At 52.3% G+C, this 21,113-nt stretch carries 19 protein-coding genes; 6 read left to right on the top strand and 13 right to left on the bottom strand.

Going from position 1 to position 21,113, the window contains the following annotated elements; translation table 11 throughout:
• Positions 1-92: 92 nt before the first annotated feature.
• The 9 genes from recC to rppH form a co-directional block, all read right to left on the bottom strand.
• Entirely contained in the window at positions 93-3,470 is a 3,378-nt protein-coding gene (recC, locus tag QRY16_RS03615) for an exodeoxyribonuclease V subunit gamma (protein ID WP_289775674.1), read from the bottom strand.
• 138 nt (positions 3,471-3,608) lie between these two features.
• A complete protein-coding gene (locus QRY16_RS03610; protein ID WP_289775673.1) occupies positions 3,609-3,944 on the bottom strand; it encodes a prepilin-type N-terminal cleavage/methylation domain-containing protein in 336 nt (111 codons plus the stop codon).
• Positions 3,895-4,299 carry a DUF2509 family protein gene (locus QRY16_RS03605; RefSeq protein WP_289775672.1) on the bottom strand — a complete coding sequence of 135 codons (405 nt, stop codon included), beginning with the start codon at positions 4,297-4,299 and terminating at the stop codon, positions 3,895-3,897. Before QRY16_RS03605 ends, QRY16_RS03610 begins: the two co-directional genes overlap by 50 nt.
• Positions 4,296-4,823 carry a prepilin peptidase-dependent protein gene (locus QRY16_RS03600; RefSeq protein WP_289775671.1) on the bottom strand — a complete coding sequence of 176 codons (528 nt, stop codon included), beginning with the start codon at positions 4,821-4,823 and terminating at the stop codon, positions 4,296-4,298. The genes QRY16_RS03605 and QRY16_RS03600 overlap by 4 nt, the downstream gene beginning before the upstream one ends.
• Positions 4,820-5,290, bottom strand: a complete 471-nt coding sequence (locus tag QRY16_RS03595; protein ID WP_193405942.1) for a prepilin peptidase-dependent protein — start codon at positions 5,288-5,290, stop codon at positions 4,820-4,822. Before QRY16_RS03595 ends, QRY16_RS03600 begins: the two co-directional genes overlap by 4 nt.
• Positions 5,291-5,479: 189 nt before the next feature.
• Positions 5,480-6,274, bottom strand: coding sequence for a thymidylate synthase (thyA, locus tag QRY16_RS03590; RefSeq protein WP_289775670.1), 795 nt, complete (start codon positions 6,272-6,274; stop codon positions 5,480-5,482).
• Positions 6,271-7,164 (bottom strand): prolipoprotein diacylglyceryl transferase, encoded by an 894-nt coding sequence (gene lgt / locus QRY16_RS03585; RefSeq protein ID WP_289775752.1) that lies wholly within the window; start codon positions 7,162-7,164, stop codon positions 6,271-6,273. The genes thyA and lgt overlap by 4 nt, the downstream gene beginning before the upstream one ends.
• A 119-nt stretch (positions 7,165-7,283) precedes the next feature.
• Entirely contained in the window at positions 7,284-9,530 is a 2,247-nt protein-coding gene (ptsP, locus tag QRY16_RS03580) for a phosphoenolpyruvate--protein phosphotransferase (protein ID WP_289775669.1), read from the bottom strand.
• A 12-nt stretch (positions 9,531-9,542) separates the two neighbouring features.
• Positions 9,543-10,070 (bottom strand): RNA pyrophosphohydrolase, encoded by a 528-nt coding sequence (gene rppH, locus QRY16_RS03575; protein ID WP_193405945.1) that lies wholly within the window; start codon positions 10,068-10,070, stop codon positions 9,543-9,545.
• Between the two features lie 684 nt (positions 10,071-10,754).
• Between rppH and mutH the strand changes: the two genes are divergently transcribed.
• The 4 genes from mutH (at position 10,755) to QRY16_RS03555 (ending at position 13,767) form a co-directional block, all read left to right on the top strand.
• Entirely contained in the window at positions 10,755-11,432 is a 678-nt protein-coding gene (gene mutH / locus QRY16_RS03570) for a DNA mismatch repair endonuclease MutH (protein ID WP_289775668.1), read from the top strand.
• Between the two features lie 100 nt (positions 11,433-11,532).
• A complete protein-coding gene (locus QRY16_RS03565) occupies positions 11,533-12,243 on the top strand; it encodes a TerC family protein (RefSeq protein WP_193405947.1) in 711 nt (236 codons plus the stop codon).
• 123 nt (positions 12,244-12,366) lie between these two features.
• Positions 12,367-12,585: a YgdI/YgdR family lipoprotein gene (locus QRY16_RS03560; RefSeq protein WP_289775751.1), complete on the top strand. Its 219-nt coding sequence runs from the start codon at positions 12,367-12,369 to the stop codon at positions 12,583-12,585.
• Positions 12,586-12,726: 141 nt separating this feature from the next.
• Positions 12,727-13,767, top strand: a complete 1,041-nt coding sequence (locus tag QRY16_RS03555) for an NADP(H)-dependent aldo-keto reductase (RefSeq protein WP_289775667.1) — start codon at positions 12,727-12,729, stop codon at positions 13,765-13,767.
• A 152-nt stretch (positions 13,768-13,919) separates the two neighbouring features.
• On the opposite strand, the gene lysA is transcribed toward QRY16_RS03555, so the two are convergent.
• Positions 13,920-15,176, bottom strand: a complete 1,257-nt coding sequence (lysA, locus tag QRY16_RS03550; protein WP_289775666.1) for a diaminopimelate decarboxylase — start codon at positions 15,174-15,176, stop codon at positions 13,920-13,922.
• A gap of 101 nt (positions 15,177-15,277) precedes the next feature.
• On the opposite strand from lysA, the gene QRY16_RS03545 reads away from it, so the two are divergent.
• A complete protein-coding gene (locus QRY16_RS03545) occupies positions 15,278-16,198 on the top strand; it encodes a LysR family transcriptional regulator (RefSeq protein WP_193405950.1) in 921 nt (306 codons plus the stop codon).
• Here QRY16_RS03545 and QRY16_RS03540 read toward each other — a convergent pair.
• The gene (locus QRY16_RS03540) at positions 16,195-17,358 is read right to left on the bottom strand and encodes an MFS transporter (RefSeq protein ID WP_289775665.1); all 1,164 of its coding nucleotides are present in this window, start codon (positions 17,356-17,358) and stop codon (positions 16,195-16,197) included. The two genes, QRY16_RS03545 and QRY16_RS03540, sit on opposite strands and share 4 nt — an antisense overlap.
• A gap of 333 nt (positions 17,359-17,691) precedes the next feature.
• Between QRY16_RS03540 and QRY16_RS03535 the strand changes: the two genes are divergently transcribed.
• Positions 17,692-18,318: a S1 family serine peptidase gene (locus tag QRY16_RS03535; RefSeq protein WP_193405952.1), complete on the top strand. Its 627-nt coding sequence runs from the start codon at positions 17,692-17,694 to the stop codon at positions 18,316-18,318.
• A gap of 147 nt (positions 18,319-18,465) precedes the next feature.
• On the opposite strand, the gene lysS is transcribed toward QRY16_RS03535, so the two are convergent.
• Both lysS and prfB read right to left on the bottom strand, forming a co-directional pair.
• Positions 18,466-19,986 carry a lysine--tRNA ligase gene (gene lysS / locus QRY16_RS03530; protein ID WP_289775664.1) on the bottom strand — a complete coding sequence of 507 codons (1,521 nt, stop codon included), beginning with the start codon at positions 19,984-19,986 and terminating at the stop codon, positions 18,466-18,468.
• A gap of 9 nt (positions 19,987-19,995) precedes the next feature.
• A protein-coding gene (gene prfB, locus QRY16_RS03525) for a peptide chain release factor 2 (protein ID WP_193405954.1) occupies positions 19,996-21,094 on the bottom strand; the annotation gives its coding sequence in 2 pieces (ribosomal slippage) (positions 19,996-21,018 and positions 21,020-21,094; 1,098 coding nt in all).
• Positions 21,095-21,113 lie beyond the last annotated feature (19 nt).

Here is a 21,113-nt window from a genome sequence, read left to right as displayed (position 1 = left end):
GAAGCCACGGTGCAAGCACACGTAGCTGAAGTACAGCAAGCTTTTTACTGTTTCTACTGTTTAGCCATCAAACGGATACGCTCTCTGGCCTGCTATTCATCATCCTGATGGGCCTGTAACACCGGCAGGTACCATTGCGTTGCGGCCTCAGTGATTTGTTGTAACTGCGTTTCATCTAATACCCGGCACAGACGCTGCAAATAGGGATCGCTACCTTCTCCCTCCTGCTGATAACCGCCCTGCCATGCCTGCAGCAATTTATTACGCGCCTTCAGTTGGGTAACATCATCGGTTAACAGCTGCTGCGTTTTTTTGTCGTAACTGGCTTCTAACCAGGCCCCCCCGCTTTTGTTGAGCAACATTAACGGCTGCCCCATACCCTGTCGAAAGCCTTCGACATATTTCTTCAGCGTTTCTAATGCCGCATCCTGATCTATAGACGGGAAATGCCAGCGGCTATGTTTTCGCCCATACATTCGGCTGGCTCCCGTTCCCCCTAAAGCGCAATACACCAGATGCTCCAGCCACAATAGCAAACCATCATTCATATTGAGCACGCCAGGACGCCAGCGCAGCAGGCCATCGCTCTGCACCTGTGACAGCCAGCCGGTTAAGGTGACGTTGCCGGGTTGCAGATTAATTTCCCAGCTTTCTCCGTCGCTACGCTCAGCAGAAACCTCAGCCGCGACTTCCTGCATCTCTTCATGCTGCGCTTGCCAGAACAGTTCGCCAAACGCGCCATATGGCAGGTTACCTGCCGCACGATGACGTGCATAAAGCCGCTGTGTATCATCGCCCTCAATCAACGCATTGAGTAACTCAGCGTTGATTTGATAGCGTTCCAGGCTGTCAAGCGCAAATGGCTCGGTGTCTGGTAGTTCGCTATCTTCCAGCCAAAAACTCACTCCCAGGCGCTGGTGAAACCAGGCACGTACCGGGTGACGCCAGAAGCGTAAAAACGCATCTAGCGTCAGCGATTCCAGCTCGGGAACGTCCAGCGGCTGAACAAAGTCGGGTTGGGGATGGCCTTTGCCTAACGCAGCAGGCAACCATTCACGGGCGAAACTTTGTGTACGTGAAGCTGGCTGGAAATTTTCGACGGCAAATGGCATGCGACTATGAAGCTGTTCAAGATGCATGCGCACGCGCCCGGCGCTTTCATCCAACTCACACTGTTCATCGCCTGGCAGATAAAAACTCTGCCCAATGTATTCCAGCAGTTCTGTGACCAGCACGGAGGGATAGCGTTCCGTATTATCCTGAATCGCACGGCCAATATAGCTGATGTAAAGCTGGTGCTGCGCCGATATTAATGCTTCCAGAAACAGATAGCGATCGTCATCGCGGCGGCTACGATCACCCTTACGCATATGCTGTTGCATCAGGTCAAACCCGAGCGGTGCCAGCGTACGCGGATAAACGCCGTCATTCATTCCCAGCAGACAAACCACTTTGAAGGGGATAGACCGCATCGGCATTAACGTACAGAAGTTAATCGGCCCGGCCAGAAAGCGCTGGCTGATACGTTGCTGATCGAGCCGCCCTCGCAGAGCGTCGCGCAGCAGCGTCACCGGGATCGCTTCATCAAATTGCGCATCTATGCCATATTCGATCAACTGTTTCCACTGCTCTTCAACCAACAGCAATGCGGCTTCAGCTTCAGTATCGGCGCTGAAAAAGGCGTTAATAAGTTCGCGACACAGCGGCAACCACGCGTCTAAAGAACGAGCCTGCGCCAGTGCTTCACGCCAGTGATTCAATCGTGCCAGCAACTCAGCTAAATGCCCGGCCAGTTCACCCACCAGCCCGCTGGACTCGTCATAAGGTAAGATACCTTCCCAGTCACCGTTATGGCTCTCCATCGCATAGCCCAATAGCATACGTTGCAAGCCAAAGCGCCAGGTATGTTGGCCAGTAATCGGCAGTGAAAGCGCCTCGACGCTGGCATCATCCAGGCCCCAGCGTACGCCTGATTCACTGACCCAGCGCCGCAATAGCCGTAATCCGCTTTCATCAATAGAAAAATGCGTGGCCAGCGCCGGCACATCCAACAGCGCCAGGATATCTTCTGAAACAAAACGGCTGTCCGGCAGCGCCAGTAAATGAAGGAAGGCGACTATTGCCGGATGCGCCTGGCTGGCGCGACGGTCTGAAATGGCAAACGGCAAATGACGTTCGGGCGGTGCGTTAGTAAATACCGCCTGAATAAACGGTGCGTAACTGTCAATGTCTGCCACCATCACGATAATATCGCGGGCTTTAAGGTGTGGCTCGGCTTCCATTAGCGCCAGCAGATGATCCTGTAGTACTTCGACTTCACGCTGGGCGCTGTGACAGATCTGAATCGAGATGGAGCGATCTTCAGGATCGAGTCTGCGTTTGTTGCCGCTGTAGGCCAGCTCTTCAGCATTCAGACCGATAATGGCCTTATCCTGTAGATTAAGCAGATCGTACTGAATGCAATGCAGCACATTGTCTTCCTCAACCTCAACGAAAGCGTCAATGTCGTCGTTTGCTTCCATTTGGCTGAGCAGGAAAAGATTATCGCGCCCAAGCTTCCCCCAGGATGCCAGCAGCGGATTTGTAAGTTGCTGCTCACCCGAGACATTAAAAAGTGCAGGCGCCTGTGCTGTATCGCGAAATAAGCCCCGCGCCTCGTCTGCATCATGTCGGCGACGCTGGCGACTCTGCAACTTCGCCAGAAAAGCATAATCCTGAATATCGCCCCAATAATCGCGGCAAGGATTAGTGAACAGCAGATGGATTTCTACATGGCGACTCAGCGCCTGTAATGCCTGCAAATACACCGGAGGCAAAGCAGAAATACCACAAATAAAAACGCGTTCAGGCAGGTTTTTCGGAGGGCTTTCTGCGGTTTCCAGCGTTTCGATAAAGCGTGCATACAGATTGGCACGGTGCCATTTCGGCTGGCCCAGCGCTTCCGTGTAGGTGACCAGATCGCGCCACAGCGCCGCCTGCCACTGCTGAGCATCACCTAAACCTTCGATCAGTTCGCCGTGCTCCCAGCGATTTAACCAGTCAGCGCGATATACCAGATACTGATCGTACAGGTCCGCTATACGCGAACTCAGTTGAAACAGTTTGCGTTTGTCTGCGTCATCATTGAGATAGTGGCGTAGCGAAATAAATTCATCTTGTTCCAGTAAAACCGGCAAACGGTGCATCAGTTTCCAGCTCATGCTGGCTTTGCTAAAGGCACTTTCAACCGGGATGTCCGGCAGTACGCTTACAAACATTTCCCAGATAAAGCTGGCGGGCAGCGGGAACGCAATATTTGCTGCAATGCCGAACGTTTGCGCCAGTTCCATTTGCAGCCATTGCGCCATACCTGGGCTTTGCACCAGGACCATTTCAGCAGCAAAGGGATCGGCAAGAGGGGAACGTTTAATTACTGTAGCCGCCAGAGTCTTCAATAATTCAAGTTGATTAGAGTGATAAACGTGAAACATGAAAACTCCTGATGGTGAAACAAGGTATTTCTGCTGCGGTAATGATTGAATAGCGTATCAAAAGCGGCCCGGTAACTTTACCGCGTATCACGGCTGATGCCCATATAAAGAGGACAATTTGCCTGCGTATCGTCCACTTTAACAGCGCAATCGCGACAAGGTAGCGGATCGCTGATGCGGCCCGCTGACTTCCACACGCTCCAGCGTACAGCCGTCAGGCCCACTGCTACGCTGTAAGACGCTTTGCCAGCCTGTCACTTCCCGCCCTGTTAAGCGCTGTTCGGCGACGCGCCAGGCTTCGCGCTGTTGCCATTGCTGACTAAAACCAAGACCTAACACGCGATGATACTGCAACAGTGCACTACTGCTTAACGCCATTAACAGCAGAGCGAATAACGCTTCTGGCAGACTAAATCCCGCTGCCTTACGGACATAATTCAGGTTTCGACTGTGGGCAATAATCAATCCAGCCATGGGGCAACGCCTGAATACGATTATCCTGGGTTGAAACCCAATGCCACAGCGCCATTCCACTGCCGCTGGCTTCGCCTTTGAGTAGCCCTTTTCCATTTTCACCCCGCTGTAAGCAACTGCGCCAACCGGCCTTGTTTTCCTGCTGGCAAGACAGCGTTTCCGTGGCGGGCCAGTTCAGTTTCAACCCCCATTGCAGCGCAGACTGCGCACGCCAGAAATGCTGTATAAAGTGCTGTTCATCTGCCACCAGCGTCATTCCCTGTCCCAACATTTCCCGGCTGGTATGCAGTGTGAGACTACCCATTAGCAAAATCATCAACACCATGCCCAGCGCGCTATTGCCATGCTGTTTCACAGATTTTCACCTTCAACCCAACTCTCCAGCGTTTCGCTCCAGGATCCGGCACGCCCTTTCAGCAGCAGTTTTATCAGCGAGCCCGCCTGGGCCACGCTGAATGTTTCTATCGTAAGAAATGCAGGATCAGAAAGGCGCTCCCAGCCGTTACCGCTACAGGTATTCACCCCGCGCTGCATTTCCAGCTGGTTTTGCCGCAGACGATACCCATAATGATCGCTTTCGCTGTGATCAATCGCTTCCCATTTGCCATTACTGTTCTCATCCCAGCGCACCAGTAAACAGTTACTGGATAGGATAAGCGCGTTGCTGCCACAATCACCGTTGCAATAACCTGCCCGCCGTACCGCCTTCTCCAGCGTTGACATCAACTGTGCTAGTTCTTGACGCAACTGCACTCGCTGCTGCAATTTGAGGTTCTCGCCCAGCAATAGCGGCAGAAAACGGCCAGCACTTATCATCAGCACGGCGCTTATCGCCATTGCGATAAGCATCTCCAGCAGACTGAATCCGGCTATTTTCATTCACAGCCCCTCTCGTCTGGCTGACATACGCGGATACGCGCTCGGGCCGAGATGATTAATCGTAACCGCCCCGCTTCATTACCTATTTCAATGCTGCCTGCCTTCGCCATATTTCGTCGCCCATAAAAGCCGGGTTCACCACGGATACCGAACAATTTTACCTGGCTGTTGGGTGTGACAAAGTGCAGCCGTTTGCCCTCAGTACACTTTTCGGTAGGCCTGGGTCCGCTGCCAATACACCAGGGGGTCTCCGTGCGAGACCATAAAATCAGATCGCGATTATGCCAGTTCGCCTGCGCCCGTAAGCGCTGCAGAAAACCCTGCAACTGCTGCGCGGTGTCTCGTAATTGCTGGCGTTGCTGCCAACGCTGCCAGCCCTGCAACGCGCCGATGCTGAGAATGCCCGCAATCACCATAACGAACAGCAGTTCTGGTAGCGTAAAGCCATGTGAAGTTTGCGTTTTCATTGCGGCAGCTTGCGTGTTAACCGGTAACTGAACAACCGTGTTTGTAGCGTGTCGGGTAAAGCCTCGCAATCTTATTGACGGGATCACCGCTAACCACATAACGCTGCGAGCAGGCTCACAAAAGGAGATGTATTAAAAAAGCCCCGGCGTGTAAAACACAGCCGGGGCTCTGGTTGCCGCTGTTAAGATTTAAATGGCGACAGGCGCTTTAATCGCGGGATGCGGATCGTAACCTTCAATGTCGAAGTCATCGAACTGATAATCGAAGAGGGAAGCCGGTTTACGCTTGATCACCAGCTTCGGCAGCGGACGCGGTTCACGGCTTAACTGTAAGCGCGCCTGTTCCAGATGATTACTGTACAGATGCGTATCGCCACCGGTCCAGACGAAATCACCCACTGCCAGATCACACTGCTGTGCGATCATATGCACCAGCAGCGCATAGCTGGCAATGTTAAATGGCAGACCGAGAAAGACATCACACGAGCGCTGGTATAGCTGACACGATAATTTTCCGTCTGCTACATAGAACTGGAAAAAAGCATGGCAAGGCGCCAGCGCCATGTGATCCAGCTCGCCGACGTTCCACGCCGAAACGATAATACGCCGCGAGTCAGGATCGCTTTTTAGCTGCTCAACCACCCTGGTGATCTGATCGATCTCTTCACCGTGGGCGGTTCCCCAACTGCGCCACTGCTTACCGTAAACCGGCCCGAGATCGCCGTTCTCATCAGCCCACTCATCCCAAATCGAAACCCTGTTCTCTTTGAGATAACCAATATTGGTGTCACCCTGCAGAAACCACAGCAGTTCATGAATGATGGAGCGAAGATGGCACTTTTTAGTGGTCACCAGCGGAAAGCCGTCTTGCAGATTGAAACGCATCTGGTGGCCAAAAATTGAAAGCGTGCCAGTGCCGGTACGGTCAGCTTTTGGCGTGCCTTCATTCAGCACATGTTGCATCAGGTCCAGATACTGTTTCATTTTTCCTCACGAAGCTGCTGCTGAGGGCGACGGCGGTACGCCCAAATCATCATAATAATACCGGCGATAATCATCGGGATGGAGAGGATTTGTCCCATGCTGATCCCCCCATCGAACAGGCCAAGCTGCGCATCCGGCTGGCGAAAAAACTCCACGATAATGCGGAAAGCACCATAGCCAATCAGGAACAAGCCTGACACGCTGCCCATCGGACGTGGCTTACGAATAAAGAGGTTAAGGATGATGAACAGCACCACCCCTTCAAGTACCAGTTCATACAGCTGCGAAGGATGACGTGGCAGGACACCGTAGGGATTGTTCGCCGCGTTCATAATCGACTGATATAACGGATTATTCGCGGCCAGCGCCAGATCTTCACTGCGGGAACCAGGGAAGAGCATGGCAAAAGGGAAGTCCGGGGCTACGCGTCCCCACAGCTCGCCATTAATGAAATTACCGAGGCGACCGGCCCCTAAGCCAAATGGGATCAGGGGAGCAATAAAATCAGAGACCTGGAAGAACGTTCGCTTAGTACGATGCGCAAACCACAACATCACCAGAATTACGCCAATCAGACCACCGTGGAACGACATGCCGCCATCCCAGACCTTAAACAGATAGAGCGGATTTTCAAGAAATAGCGGTAGGTTATAAAACAGCACGTAACCGATGCGTCCTCCGAGGAATACCCCCAGGAAACCGGCATATAGCAGGTTTTCCACTTCCTCTTTTTTCCAGCCACTACCCGGCTTGTTAGCACGACGTACAGCCAGCCACATTGCGAAGATAAAGCCCACCAGATACATCAATCCGTACCAGTGAAGCGAAATCGGTCCGATGGAGAAGATCACCGGATCGAATTGAGGAAATGCGATATAGCCGTTATTCATCATTCACCGTTCATTTTTCAGCCCTGAAAAAGCGGGCGACAGGCACATAAAGTAAAAGCCGCGCATAATAGCACAGCCGGTTTTGCGAGTTGGCACGGAAATGTAAACCCTGTTTACGGTTAGCGTCCGCCACGAATCAGGCCACCTAAACCACGCCGTTCCATAAATGCCGAGACTAAATGACGCACTTCGGTTGCGGTATGCGCCTTTAACCCTTGTTCACTGAGTTTTTGCGCTTCTTCACGATCAAGATGGCGCAACAGATATTTCACCCGCGGGACGTTTTTACCGTTCATGCTGAGATGGTGGTAACCCATCCCAACCAGCAGCGCGACACACATTGGATCGCCAGCCATTTCACCACACAGACATAACTCCAGCTTCGCCAAACGGGCTTCCTGTGCGATAGATTGCAGAGCGTGCAGCATCGCCGGATGCAGCGGATCATAAAGGTTTGCGACGCGCGTATTGTTGCGATCAACCGCCAGCAAATATTGCGTTAAATCATTGGTGCCGACAGAGATAAAATCTACCCGCGATGCCAGATGAGGGATCATAAACAGCATTGATGGGACTTCAATCATCACACCAATACGCGTTTTGGGAATGGCGTATCCCAGCATCTCTTCAACTTCACGCCCGGCACGCTCGATAAGGCGTTTTGCATCGTCGATCTCATCAATATGGCTGATCATCGGCAATAAAATGCTGAGGTTACCGGACGCCGCGTTGGCACGCAGCATGGCGCGCACCTGCACCAGAAAAATCTCTGGCTGATCGAGCGTCAGGCGAATGCCACGCCAGCCCAGGCACGGATTCTCTTCACTGATCGGCATGTAGGGTAGTTGCTTGTCTGCGCCGACATCCAGCGTACGTAGCGTCACTGGCTTATTGTGAAACAGCTGCAACATCCCCTGATACTGCGCAACCTGCTCCTCTTCAGAAGGGAAGCCGTTTTGCAGCATAAAAGGAATTTCGGTGCGATACAGCCCAATACCGTCTACCCAGCTGCCCAGCGCTTGTTCATGCTCCGGGCTCAGACCCGCGTTCAGCATTACCTGTACGCGCTCGCCGCTCTTCAATTCACCGGGTTGATCAACCACGCCTTCAGCCATCTTGCTCAGCGCGTTTTCTTCGCTGATCAGCCGTTGATACTCCTGAACCAGTACCGGTTCGGGATCGATCAATAGCTCGCCCCGATAGCCATCGACGATCAATAAACGTTTGTTGAGCTGATGCGGTTGAATATCCGCGCCCATCACGGTCGGGACGCCCATTGCACGCGTCAAAATGGCAGCGTGTGAATTGGCTGCGCCGTCGCGCACCACCACACCAGCAAGGCGTTCTTGCGGCAATTCGGCTAAAGTGGTGGCGGTAAGTTCGTCGGCCACCAACACGAAACGTTCCGGCCAGGCATTGGTGCCAACCAGCGAATCGTCGAGATGAAACAGCAGGCGCTGGCCTAACACGCGTAAATCACCCGCACGCTCACGTAAATAGCTGTCAGTCAGACTGGCGAACTGTTCAGCAAACTTTTCGATGACCGTTTTCACCGCCCATTCCGCGACCGATCCCCGTTCGATCTCTGCAAACAGATCATTTTTCAGGCGCGCATCGGTCAGCAGATGCGAATAGAGATCGAAAATCGCCGCGCTCTCTTTTTGCACGCTGGCGGTAAATCGCTTACTGAAACGACGAAATTCGCTGGCAGCTTCACTCATTGCCAGCGATAAACGCTCGCGTTCACGTTGGGTATCTAATGTTGAAGCAGCAGAAACCTGATCAAGAAGCGGCTGGGTTTCATCGACCCAGCCCGGTGCGACAGCAACGCCGGGCGCAGCGGCAATGGCCTTCACCCGTGCCTGGCGAAACTGGCCAAACAGTTGACTGAGTTGCGATTGTGACAGCAGTGCCGCCATTTGAGTGGCCAGCGTGACGAGAAACGATTCTTCGCTTTCGTCGAACTGACGATGTTCACGCTGCTGCACCACCAGCACGCCAAGCAACTGGCGACGGCTGATAATCGGCACACCGAGAAACGAGCGATAGCGCTCTTCTTTGACGGCGGGAATGTATTTAAAGCTGGGATGACTTTGCGCATCCGCGAGGTTGATGGGTTCGGCTAAACGCCCGACCAGCCCAACAATGCCTTCGTCGAAAGCCAGTTTTACCGTAAGACCGCGCGGCTTTTTGAGCCCACGCGTCGCCATCAGGTAATAGCAGCGACGATCGTGATCGGCGAGGTAAACGGAACAGACTTCCGTTTCCATCGCCAGACAGATCTCATTAACCAGAATGTCGAGTGCTTCATTCAGACGCGGTGCACTCGCCACTTTTTCTACTATTTCGCGCAACTGAATGAGCATAAAGGGCGTGGCCTATCCTCTTTTACGTCGATGAGCAGGATTATTTCGCTGCCCCGCACTCTCCTGCATAGACATCACCACGCCAGCGAATTCCTTCATTACACGGCGATAAACGTCGCGTTTGAAGGAGACTACCTGACGCACCGGATACCAAAAGCTCACCCAGCGCCAGCCATCAAATTCCGGCGTGCTGCTGTGCTGAACATTAATATCCGCGTCATTACACATCAACTGCAGAAGAAACCACTTTTGTTTCTGGCCGATACATACCGGCTTTGTGTCCCAACGCACCAAACGTTTTGGCAACTTGTAGCGCAACCAGTTACGGGTAGATGCAAGTATTCGAACATCTTTACGGTGTAGCCCCACTTCTTCGAACAGCTCGCGATACATAGCCTGTTCGGGGTTTTCACCGGGATTGATGCCTCCCTGAGGAAATTGCCAGGAGTGCTGTCCAAAGCGCCTGGCCCATAACACTTGTCCCTGCCTGTTACAAATTACGATACCAACATTCGGGCGGTAGCCATCATCATCGATCACCGGACTACCTCAAAGCTAAATTTGAATAGCCTGATTGTTTCACACTCCTTACAGGCGGTAAACCACTGGATTAGGAGGGTATAAATGGATTAATAAGAGGATAACTTATCACGCAGCGCCAAGTTATGAACAATTAAGGATTAAAAGAACGATCTTATTCACCTTTTCTGTGGATAGCTTTGTGCAGAACGCGGGAGTTAACTGAATAACATCGTAAGACGATTCTTAGCTATTTCAACCCATCAATTTTATTACCTTTTGATTTTATTGATATTAATTTAATAAGACGGAGCCATAGGAATACGTTTTCACTTTGCAAAACAGCGTTGCCTTTGTATATGGCGAAAGATCCACCACCAGGCTTTTTATCCACAGAGAAGTGTTCATCCTTAGGCCAGAGTGGTCAAAATCTGTTAATAAAAGCAAGAGTCAAGGCTGTAAATGGAACCAGTGTCTGCGTTAACGTGCGGTTATCCCACTTTTCTGTGGATAACCGGGCTTAAGATCCTGTTCATTGTTGATAGCAACCGGGGATAACCTTAAACGTAAGATTGCCTCTGTAAAAATAATGCAGAAAAAAAGCATGATCTATCATGCTATTATGCGTTCTACGCACAGCTATTTTCTGTGGAAAAAATCTGACGTCAGAAGCTGTTCATTTTTTAATCAATACGAGTTATCACCATGAGCCACCTTCCAGGGCCGCCTGAAGATGAATCCATTCTGCTGGCACGTGCGCAGTCTTTAGCGGGTTTGACGCTCAAAGCGCTGGCGATAAAAGCGGGTTTACCCCTGCCTGCTAACCTTAAACGCGATAAAGGCTGGGTGGGTACGTTGCTGGAGCGTCACCTTGGCGCCAGCGCAGGAAGTAAAGCTGAGCAGGATTTCGCCCATCTCGGCATTGAACTCAAAACTATCCCGGTTGATGCCTCTGGCAAACCGCTGGAAACCACATTTGTTTGCGTGGCTCCGCTCACCGGTAACAGCGGCGTAACCTGGCAAACCAGCCACGTTCGTCACAAGCTGGCGCGCGTGTTGTGGATTCCGGTCGAAGGCGAGCGCGAGATTCCGTTAGGTGAGCGGCGTGTAGGCGCACCGCTGCTGTGGAGCCCTGACCCGGAAGAGGACAATATGCTGCGCCAGGACTGGGAAGAGTTAATGGATATGATTGTGCTGGGCCAGGTCGAACGTATCACTGCACGTCATGGCGCCTGGCTGCAAATCCGCCCAAAAGCGGCCAATAATAAAGCGTTAACGGAAGGCATTGGCGAACAAGGTCAGCCAATTCTGACACTCCCACGCGGCTTCTATCTGAAAAAAAGCTTCACGGGACCGCTGCTGGCGCGACACTTTTTGTTGTGAATTTTTAGTGAATTAACGGAAATGACATATTTTTTTGCGTGCGACGCAAACTGGATGCGTATAATCGCCGTTTACTTTTCGTTTAGGATTGAATGTAAGCATGTTTGACTGGATTGCCGATCCCAATGCCTGGCTGGCACTGGGAACCCTGACCATTCTTGAAGTGGTGTTGGGTATTGATAACATTATCTTCCTGTCATTAGTTGTCGCAAAACTGCCTAAAAATCAGCAAGCCAACGCGCGCCGCCTCGGTTTGATGGGCGCAATGTTAATGCGCCTCGGTTTGCTGGCATCTATCGCCTGGGTGGCAAAACTGACCGATCCTTTATTTACCCTAATGGGCCATGCTTTCTCGGCACGCGACCTTATTCTGCTGCTTGGTGGTTTGTTCCTGCTGTGGAAATCCAGCATGGAAATTCATGAAACCATTGAAGGCGGCGAAGAAGAGCATAAAACCAATGTGCACTCTTTTCTCGGCGCGATTGTACAGATTATGTTGCTCGACATTATTTTCAGTCTCGATTCGGTGATTACCGCGGTTGGCCTTTCCGATCATCTGTTTATCATGATGGCAGCGGTGGTAATTGCGGTGCTGATGATGATGTTTGCTGCCCGTGCCATTGGTGAGTTTGTAGAGCGTCATCCTTCAGTGAAAATGCTGGCGCTTTCCTTCCTGATTTTGGTGGGTTTTACGCTGATTCTGGAAAGTTTCGCCGTCCATGTACCAAAAGGTTACATTTATTTCGCCATGTTCTTCTCAATGGCAGTGGAGTGCCTGAATCTGGTGCGCAGCAAAAAAAATACCGCCTGATATTGTCAAGGACGAGCTGGCTCGTCCGTTGATTTTCAGATTGATGCGATTAACACAGCCAACAAAACGTTTTATTACTACACTCTTGCACGTGATACAGCGTGAGGGTGAGGACGCAGAATGATGAAAGGGTTGGCTGGCGTAGTCGGTTTGGTAATAGCAGTGGCGACACTGAGTGGTTGCAGCTCAGATTATGTAATGGCAACAAAAGACGGTCGAATGATCATGACCGAAGGTAAACCAGCGATAGATAAAGAAACGGGCCTGGTGCAATACACCGATCAGTCAGGTCATGAGATGCAGATTAACGGTGACGAAGTTTCGACTATTATCGAACGTTAAGCGCAAATTGTCTTAGCCTGCCGCATTTTCCTCGCTGGCAGGCGATTTCCCCATCTTTTCCCCCTTCCTTCCCCGCTATTGCTCGCGCTATAGTCCTTGAGGACACAACATTCCATTCCATAAAGAAAAAGGAAGCCGGCAATGCATTATCACCGTATCCCCCACAGCACGCTGGAAGTGAGTCAGTTGGGGCTGGGAACTATGACGTTTGGTGAGCAAAACAGCGAAGCCGACGCCCATGCACAACTGGATTTGGCGGTTAGTTCCGGCATCAACCTTATTGATACCGCCGAAATGTACCCGGTGCCACCACGCCCGGAAACCCAGGGTTTAACTGAACAATATATTGGCAGCTGGCTCAAAAAGCGTGGCAGCCGCGACAAAATCATTCTGGCCAGTAAAGTCGCCGGTCCTTCGCGTGGTAATGATGCCTCGATTCGACCCAATATGGCGCTGGATCGCAAAAATATCCGCGAAGCGCTGGAAGCCAGCCTGAAACGCCTGAACACTGATTATCTCGATCTTTATCAACTGCACTGGCCGCAGCGCCAGACGAATTTTTTTGGCAAGCTGGGTTATCAGTACAGTGAAAATACCTCGCCGGTAACCTTACTGGAAACGCTGGAAGCGCTGGCCGAGCAGGTACGTGCCGGTAAAATTCGTTATGTAGGCGTGTCGAACGAGACCGCGTGGGGGGTAATGCGCTACCTGCAACTGGCGGAAAAACATGAGTTGCCGCGTATTGTCACCATTCAAAATCCGTACAGCCTGCTGAATCGCAGCTTTGAAGTCGGTCTGGCAGAAATCAGCCAACATGAAGGCGTTGAGTTGCTGGCCTATTCCAGCCTGGCGTTTGGCACCCTGAGTGGTAAATACCTGAACGGCGCTAAACCGGCGGGAGCGCGCAATACGCTGTTTAGTCGCTTTACCCGTTACAGCAACAAACAGTCGGAAAAAGCGGTGGCGGAATACGTTGAGCTGGCGAAGAAGCATCAGTTAGATCCTTCGCAGATGGCGCTGGCCTTTGTGCGTCAACAGCCTTTCGTCGCCAGTACTTTGCTCGGCGCGACCACGCTGGAACAGCTAAAAACCAATATCGACAGCTTCAATCTGACCCTGAGCGCAGAAGTGTCCGAAGAATTAGAGATCATTCACCAGCGCTATACTTATCCCGCACCGTGAGGATTCTTTTGCCAGCTACAGTATCGCGGCTGGCAAAAGCCCGGCATCACTTTATTAACAGCACGCCAGACCCGTATTTTTTGTAGCACCGCGCTGAGCGGCAAACCTATACGTTTCTCCTGTGCGTAGCGGCTCCGCGCCGCTCACGCTTCTTAACCCAGCTCCAGCGCCAGCAATTCCTGAATGGTTTGCGCCCGACGAATTTCACGTGGCTGGCCTTGCCCGAACAGCACTTCAGGGATCAAAGGACGGCTGTTGTAGTTGGAGGACATGGAAGCGCCATAAGCGCCGGTGTCATGAAACACCAGATAATCGCCCACCTGCGCCGCAGGAATTGCGCGGGTTTCCACTTTGCCACCTTCCTGTTGGGTAAACACATCACCGGATTCGCACAACGGGCCGGCCACCACACTTTCCACCGTATTCTGCTCATCAATCTGACGATCATCGCCTGACATCAGCGAGATATGGTGATAACTGCCATACATGGATGGACGCATTAAATCGCTAAAACCCGCATCCACCAGTACGAAATGACGGCGGCCCATCTCTTTGACTGCCCGGACCTGCGAAACCAGCACGCCGGCTTCAGCGACCAGGAAGCGACCGGGTTCGATTTCGAGTTTCACCGGATGGCCAAGGTGCGCCGCGATACGCTGGCGTGCTGCATCCCACAAACCGAAATAATGGGCCGTATCAATCGCCTCTTCACCGTGGTGATAAGGGATGGATAAGCCTCCGCCTGCTGAGATAGCTTCCAGATCCTGACCGAACTCAATCACCTGATTGACCATTGCATCGCAGACCTGTTGCAAATGCCCGTAATCCACGCCAGAGCCAATATGCATATGAATGCCAACCAGGCGCAGGCCATATTGCTGAATGGCGGCCAGCGCCTGCGGCAAATCGTCATGCCAGATGCCGTGCTTGCTGTTTTCGCCGCCAGTATTGGTTTTTTGGCTGTGGCCGTGACCGAAGCCCGGATTCACACGTAACCACACCGCATGGCCCGGCGAAACATTGCCAAGCTGATGCAGCATATCCACTGAACCGGCGTTGACCGGTATGTTTAATTCGGCAATACGTGCCAGCGTTGGCGTATCGAATACGTCAGCGGTAAAAACAATTTCATCCCCGCCCGCCTGATACCCCGCCACCAGCGCACGTTCAATTTCGCCCAGTGACACTGAATCCACCTTCACTCCCGCTGAACGCATCAGGCGGAGAATATGAATATTTGAACTGGCTTTTTGGGCAAAACGCACCACATCAAATGCATGTAACTGGCCAATGCGCGCCAGAATAATTTGGGCATCGTAGGCCCAGAATGGACCGCTGTAATGACGCGCCAGCGGCAATAAGTTAGCGCGGGTTAATGCAGTTTCGGTGTTATTTAGCGAAATGGGCATAGCTATTCTCCTGTAGCAATCTGCTTATTAAGCCAGAATCGTGCCATGTCGAAAAATATCTGTTTAAATATCGTCTATGCAAAATTGATATGGGAAGATCTGTGGCGAACATTAACTGGCGGCACATCGAAATTTTTCATGCGGTGATGACCAGTGGTAACCTGACCCAGGCCGCCACGCTGTTGCGGACTTCACAGCCAACAGTGAGCCGTGAGCTGGCACGTCTGGAGCAGCAGCTTGGATTACAACTGTTTGAACGGATACGTGGACGTCTGCAACCGACCGTGCAGGGTTTACGGTTGTTCGAAGAAGTTCAGCGTTCATGGTATGGGCTGGATCGCATTATGGAGGCAGCCGAAGGGCTGCGCCAGTTTCGTCAGGGCGAGCTTTCTGTTGCCTGTTTGCCGGTCTTTTCACAATCGCTGTTGCCACCGCTGTGTCAACCGTTTCTGCAACGCTATCCCGACGTCAGTATGAATATCATTCCGCAGGAATCACCGCTGCTGGAAGAGTGGCTATCGGCACAGCGCTACGATCTTGGACTGACTGAAACACAACATGCACCGGCGGGTACGGATCGAATTGCGCTGCTGACCTGCGATGAAGTGTGCGTATTGCCACAGCAGCATCCCCTGTGTGTGCGCAACGTGCTTACGCCCCAGGATTTTGCCGGGGAAAATTATGTCAGCCTGTCGCGTACCGACAGTTATCGTCAACTACTGGATAGTCTGTTTCAGGAACGGGGAGTGGAACGCAGGCTGGTGCTGGAAACGCACAGCGCCGCATCGGTGTGTGCAATGGTGAAAGCGGGTGTGGGAATTTCAATTGTGAACCCGCTGACGGCGCTGGATTACGCTGACAGCGGTGTGGTAATGCGCAAATTCAGCATCGCGGTGCCGTTTACCGTCAGCCTGGTAAAACCGCAACATCGCCCTGCGTCAGCGCTGCTGGACACTTTCATCGACCACCTGCAAAAACAGGTGGCCCACTTTTCAACGCGTATCGCCGCGCGGCTGGTTTAAGCCCGCACCGTTACTGCGGCACCTCCGGATTTGCGAAAGGTGATCAAACAAATTACCAACCCAATCGCCGCCAGCACAGCCGCAGCAACCGGCACTGCGGTTAAAGCATAACCGCGATCGATAACCGCACCGCCGACCCATGCGCCCAGCGCATTGCCCACGTTGAAAGCGGAAATATTCATCGTTGACACCAGGTTGGGCGCATCTTTACCGTGACGCACCACATTAATCTGCAAGCCTGGCACCGTGGCAAACGTCGCCATTGCCCACAGAAACAGCGTCACTTCTGCCAGCCACAGCGCATGGCTGGTCCAGCTAAACAGCAGCGAAAACACAGCGATCAGTGAAAAACTCAGGATCAGGCTAACCGATACTTTCCAGTCAGCCAGTTTACCGCCAAAAATATTGCCGACGGTTAAACCCGCGCCAATCAGAAATAGCGTCCAGCTCACACCGCGAGCGCTGATGCCGGTAACCTGCAACAGCAGCGGCGCAATATAGCTAAACAGCGCGAACATTGCTGCGGCGAAAAAGACCGTCATCAACAGCGAAAGCCACAGCTTACCGTTTGCCAGCGCATTAATTTCACTCGCCAGGTGTACCGGTTTTTCTTCTTTATTACCCGGCAGGCTAACGATCAGTGCAATAAACGCCAGGATGCCGATAATCGCCACGCCCCAGAAAGTCGCACGCCAACCGAACAACTGACCGAACCAGGTACCCAACGGCACGCCTAAGACGTTAGCCAGCGTCAAACCGGTAAACATCAATGCCACCGCCGATGCCTGGCGCCCCGGTGCTACCAGACTGGCCGCGACGACGGAACCAATGCCAAAAAATGCACCGTGACACAGCGCCGTGATAACACGCGCGATCATCAGCAGGTTATAGCTGTAAGCCAGCGCACACAGCACGTTACCGATGATAAATATCACCATCATCAAAATTAAAGTGCGCTTACGCGGTAGCTTCGCCGTCAGCAGCGCCATGATAGGTGCGCCAATGGCAACGCCCAGCGCGTAACCGCTGATCAGCCAGCCTGCCGACGGAATCGACACCTGTAAATCGCCAGCCACTTCCGGTAACAGGCCCATAATCACAAACTCGGTGGTGCCGATGGCAAACGCACTCAGCGCCAGCGCCAATAACGCAACAGGCATAACACTCTCCCAATAAAGAACACGCAGGCGACCCGCGCAAGATTTACGCGGTACGATGGACGCTTATTAAAATTTGATCTTCGTCACAGTGCGTATTAAATCATAGCCGCTTCCTGTCATACACCCCGACGCTCGCAAGAGTAATTTGCCTGCTATGCAATAATGGGCTTCTGACTCCACGTTAAGACAGATCTGAGTTTCCGCACTACGCCTGGTTATCCCGCCGACAGAAGCTATCCTTTTCTCGTTTTACCAATCAATAAAGCGTTAGCGTTGCCGATACTCCTATTGGATCGCCAGATGAAATGACATCAATCTGACATGGGAAAGAGAATGCGACGGCTTATTGTCTTAATGGTATTTGGCTTAACCGGCTGTTCGGTGGGTCATTATGAATACAGTAAAGAGGCCGCGAAGCGCGTCGATATGACCGTTACCGGCATTCCTACCGTGTTGGGCTTAGGCACACTTGGCACCACCATCCCGCTGACAGCGGACTACAGCCTGACCGCCGCCCATGTCGCCAAATTTTCTCTTTACCGGGTGAAGGCCTGGCATCCTGAATGTGATCTGGCCGTGGTTTATCATAAGAATCATGAAGCGAATTTGCCGCCGAATTTCCGCAACAGCCATATCGGCGAGCGCGTCAATCTCTACGGTTACAGTTTTATCTCAGCGATGCCGGTGAGCTCTGCCGGGCAAAATCTGATTAATACCACCTTAGCCAATAGCTGGAACAAGGCGGCTTGCGTTGTGGTGGCAGCCAATGCGGGGGTGGTGAAAGGCATGTCAGGGGGAGCGGTGTATAACGCCTCCGATGATACGCTGGCAGGCGTGATCGTTGGCTATAGCGACCGCATCAACGATAACAAGAGTGGCAAAACGCTCTATAAAAATGTAGCGCTGTATATACCGTATGCGCGCTTTAAAAACTGGCTTACGCAGGCGGTGAAATCCTGATGATATAACGACGGCTCCGGTCAGCAATCGTCGCTTGTTGTTTTTGTAAGGTCTCAAGCCGCACAGAGCAGGCTGGCTCAGAATCGTGGTGGAGAGTGCAACAAAAAGCCGGGATTATCCCGGCTTTTATGCTTTCACAACAAAAGATTATTTGCCGCCTGGGCGCAACGCCGGGAACAGGATAACGTCGCGGATGGTGTGGCTGTTCGTAAACAGCATGACCATCCGGTCGATACCAATACCCAAACCTGCGGTAGGCGGTAAGCCATGTTCCAGCGCAGTGACGTAATCTTCGTCATAGAACATCGCTTCATCGTCACCCGCATCTTTGGCGTTCAACTGTTGCAGGAAGCGCTCTGCCTGATCTTCCGCATCGTTCAGTTCTGAGAAGCCGTTACCGATTTCACGTCCACCAATAAAGAACTCAAAACGGTCAGTGATTTCCGGGTTCTCATCATTACGACGCGCCAGTGGTGACACTTCGGCCGGGTATTCTGTAATAAAGGTTGGCTGAATCAGATGCGCTTCTGCAGTCTCTTCGAAAATTTCCGTAACCACACGGCCCAGGCCCCAGCTTTTCTCAACTTTGATGCCGATTAACTGCGCAACCGCCACCGCTTTATCGAAATCGTCCAGATCAGCCAGATCAGTTTCCGGGCGATATTTCTTGATCGCTTCACGCATGGTCAGCTTTTCAAACGGCTTCCCGAAGTCGAACGCTTGCTCACCATAAGGCACCACGGTCGTCCCCAGCACATTTTGTGCCAGCGTACGGAACAGGCTTTCGGTCAGCTCGATCAGATCGTTATAATCCGCATACGCCATATAGAGTTCCATCATGGTGAACTCTGGATTATGACGCGGCGAAATACCTTCATTACGGAAGTTACGGTTAATCTCAAACACACGATCAAAGCCGCCCACCACCAGGCGCTTCAGATACAGCTCCGGCGCAATACGCAGGTACATATCAATGTCCAGCGCATTGTGATGCGTAATAAACGGACGCGCAGATGCACCGCCAGGAATCACTTGCATCATAGGGGTTTCGACTTCCATAAAATCGCGGCTCACCATGAACTGACGAATGCCGGCCATGATTTGCGAACGGATTTTGAAAGTATTGCGTGATTCATCGTTGGCGATGAGATCAAGGTAACGCTGTCGATAGCGGGTTTCCTGATCGGCGAGGCCGTGGAACTTGTCTGGCAGCGGACGCAGCGCTTTGGTCAGCAGGCGCAGTTCTGAACAGTGAATCGACAGTTCGCCGGTTTTCGTCTTAAACAGCTTACCGCGTGCGCCGAGGATGTCGCCGAGATCCCACTTTTTGAACTGCTCGTTGTAAATACCTTCCGCCAGATCGTCACGCGCCACATACAGCTGAATACGACCGCCAACGTCCTGCAGCGTTACGAATGAAGCTTTACCCATGATACGGCGGGTCATCATACGACCCGCAACGCTGACCTCAATGCCGAGATCTTCCAGTTCTTCGTTGCTCTTCTCATCGTAGCTGGCGTGTAGCAAATTAGAAGTGGTGTCACGACGGAAATCGTTAGGAAACGCCACGCCGGTTTCACGCAGCGCGCCAAGCTTCTCGCGACGCGCTTTTAGTTCGTTATTTAACTCAAGTGCGACGTCAGCGCTCTGCGGTTGTTGTTCAGACATGTCGGTTCCTTATAACCCTGCTTTTAAACTTGCTTCAATGAATCGATCCAGATCGCCGTCCAGCACCGCCTGCGTGTTGCGGGTTTCAACGCCGGTGCGCAAATCTTTGATACGCGAATCGTCGAGAACGTAAGAACGGATCTGACTTCCCCAGCCAATGTCGGACTTATTGTCTTCCAGGGCCTGCTTCTCGGCATTTTTCTTTTGCATCTCAAGCTCATACAGCTTCGCCTTCATCTGCTTCATGGCCTGATCTTTATTTTTATGCTGAGAACGATCGTTCTGACATTGCGTTACGGTGCCGGTTGGCACGTGCGTAATACGCACCGCAGATTCGGTACGGTTAACGTGCTGACCGCCTGCACCAGAAGCACGATAGACATCGATACGCAGATCGGCTGGATTGATTTCAATATCAATATCGTCGTCCACTTCCGGGTAGATAAACGCCGAACTGAATGAGGTATGACGACGACCGCCCGAGTCAAACGGGCTTTTACGTACCAGGCGGTGCACGCCGGTTTCGGTACGCAACCAGCCAAAAGCGTAATCACCTGACACACGAATCGTGACCGATTTAATCCCAGCCACGTCACCTTCAGACTCTTCAATGATTTCGGTTTTGAAGCCTTTGGCTTCGGCCCAACGCAGATACATACGCATCAGCATGCTGGCCCAGTCCTGCGCTTCGGTGCCGCCTGAACCGGCTTGCAAATCGATATAGCAGTCGGCGTTATCGTATTCACCTGAAAACATGCGGCGGAACTCTAATTCGCCCAGCCGGGTTTCCAGCACATCCAGCTCAGCAACGGCTTCGTTGAAGGTTTCTTCGTCGTCGGCTTCAACGGCCAGCTCCAGCAGGCCCTGCACATCGTCCAGGCCCTGCGTCATATGGTCGAGGGTTTCCACAATGGCTTCCAGCGAAGAGCGTTCTTTGCCCAGCGCCTGCGCACGTTCTGGTTCGTTCCAGACGTCCGGTTGTTCCAGTTCAGCGTTTACTTCTTCGAGACGTTCTTTCTTGGCATCGTAGTCAAAGATACCCCCGAAGAACGTCGCTGCGCTCAGTGAGGTCCTGAATACGGTTTTTGACCGGGTTGATTTCAAACATGGCTTTAGCGTCTTTTTAG

This window comes from Mixta mediterraneensis (genome assembly GCF_030283135.1).
In the GTDB taxonomy this organism is placed as follows: Bacteria; Pseudomonadota; Gammaproteobacteria; order Enterobacterales; family Enterobacteriaceae; genus Pantoea; species Pantoea mediterraneensis.
This window is presented reverse-complemented; position numbering and strand designations above follow the sequence as displayed.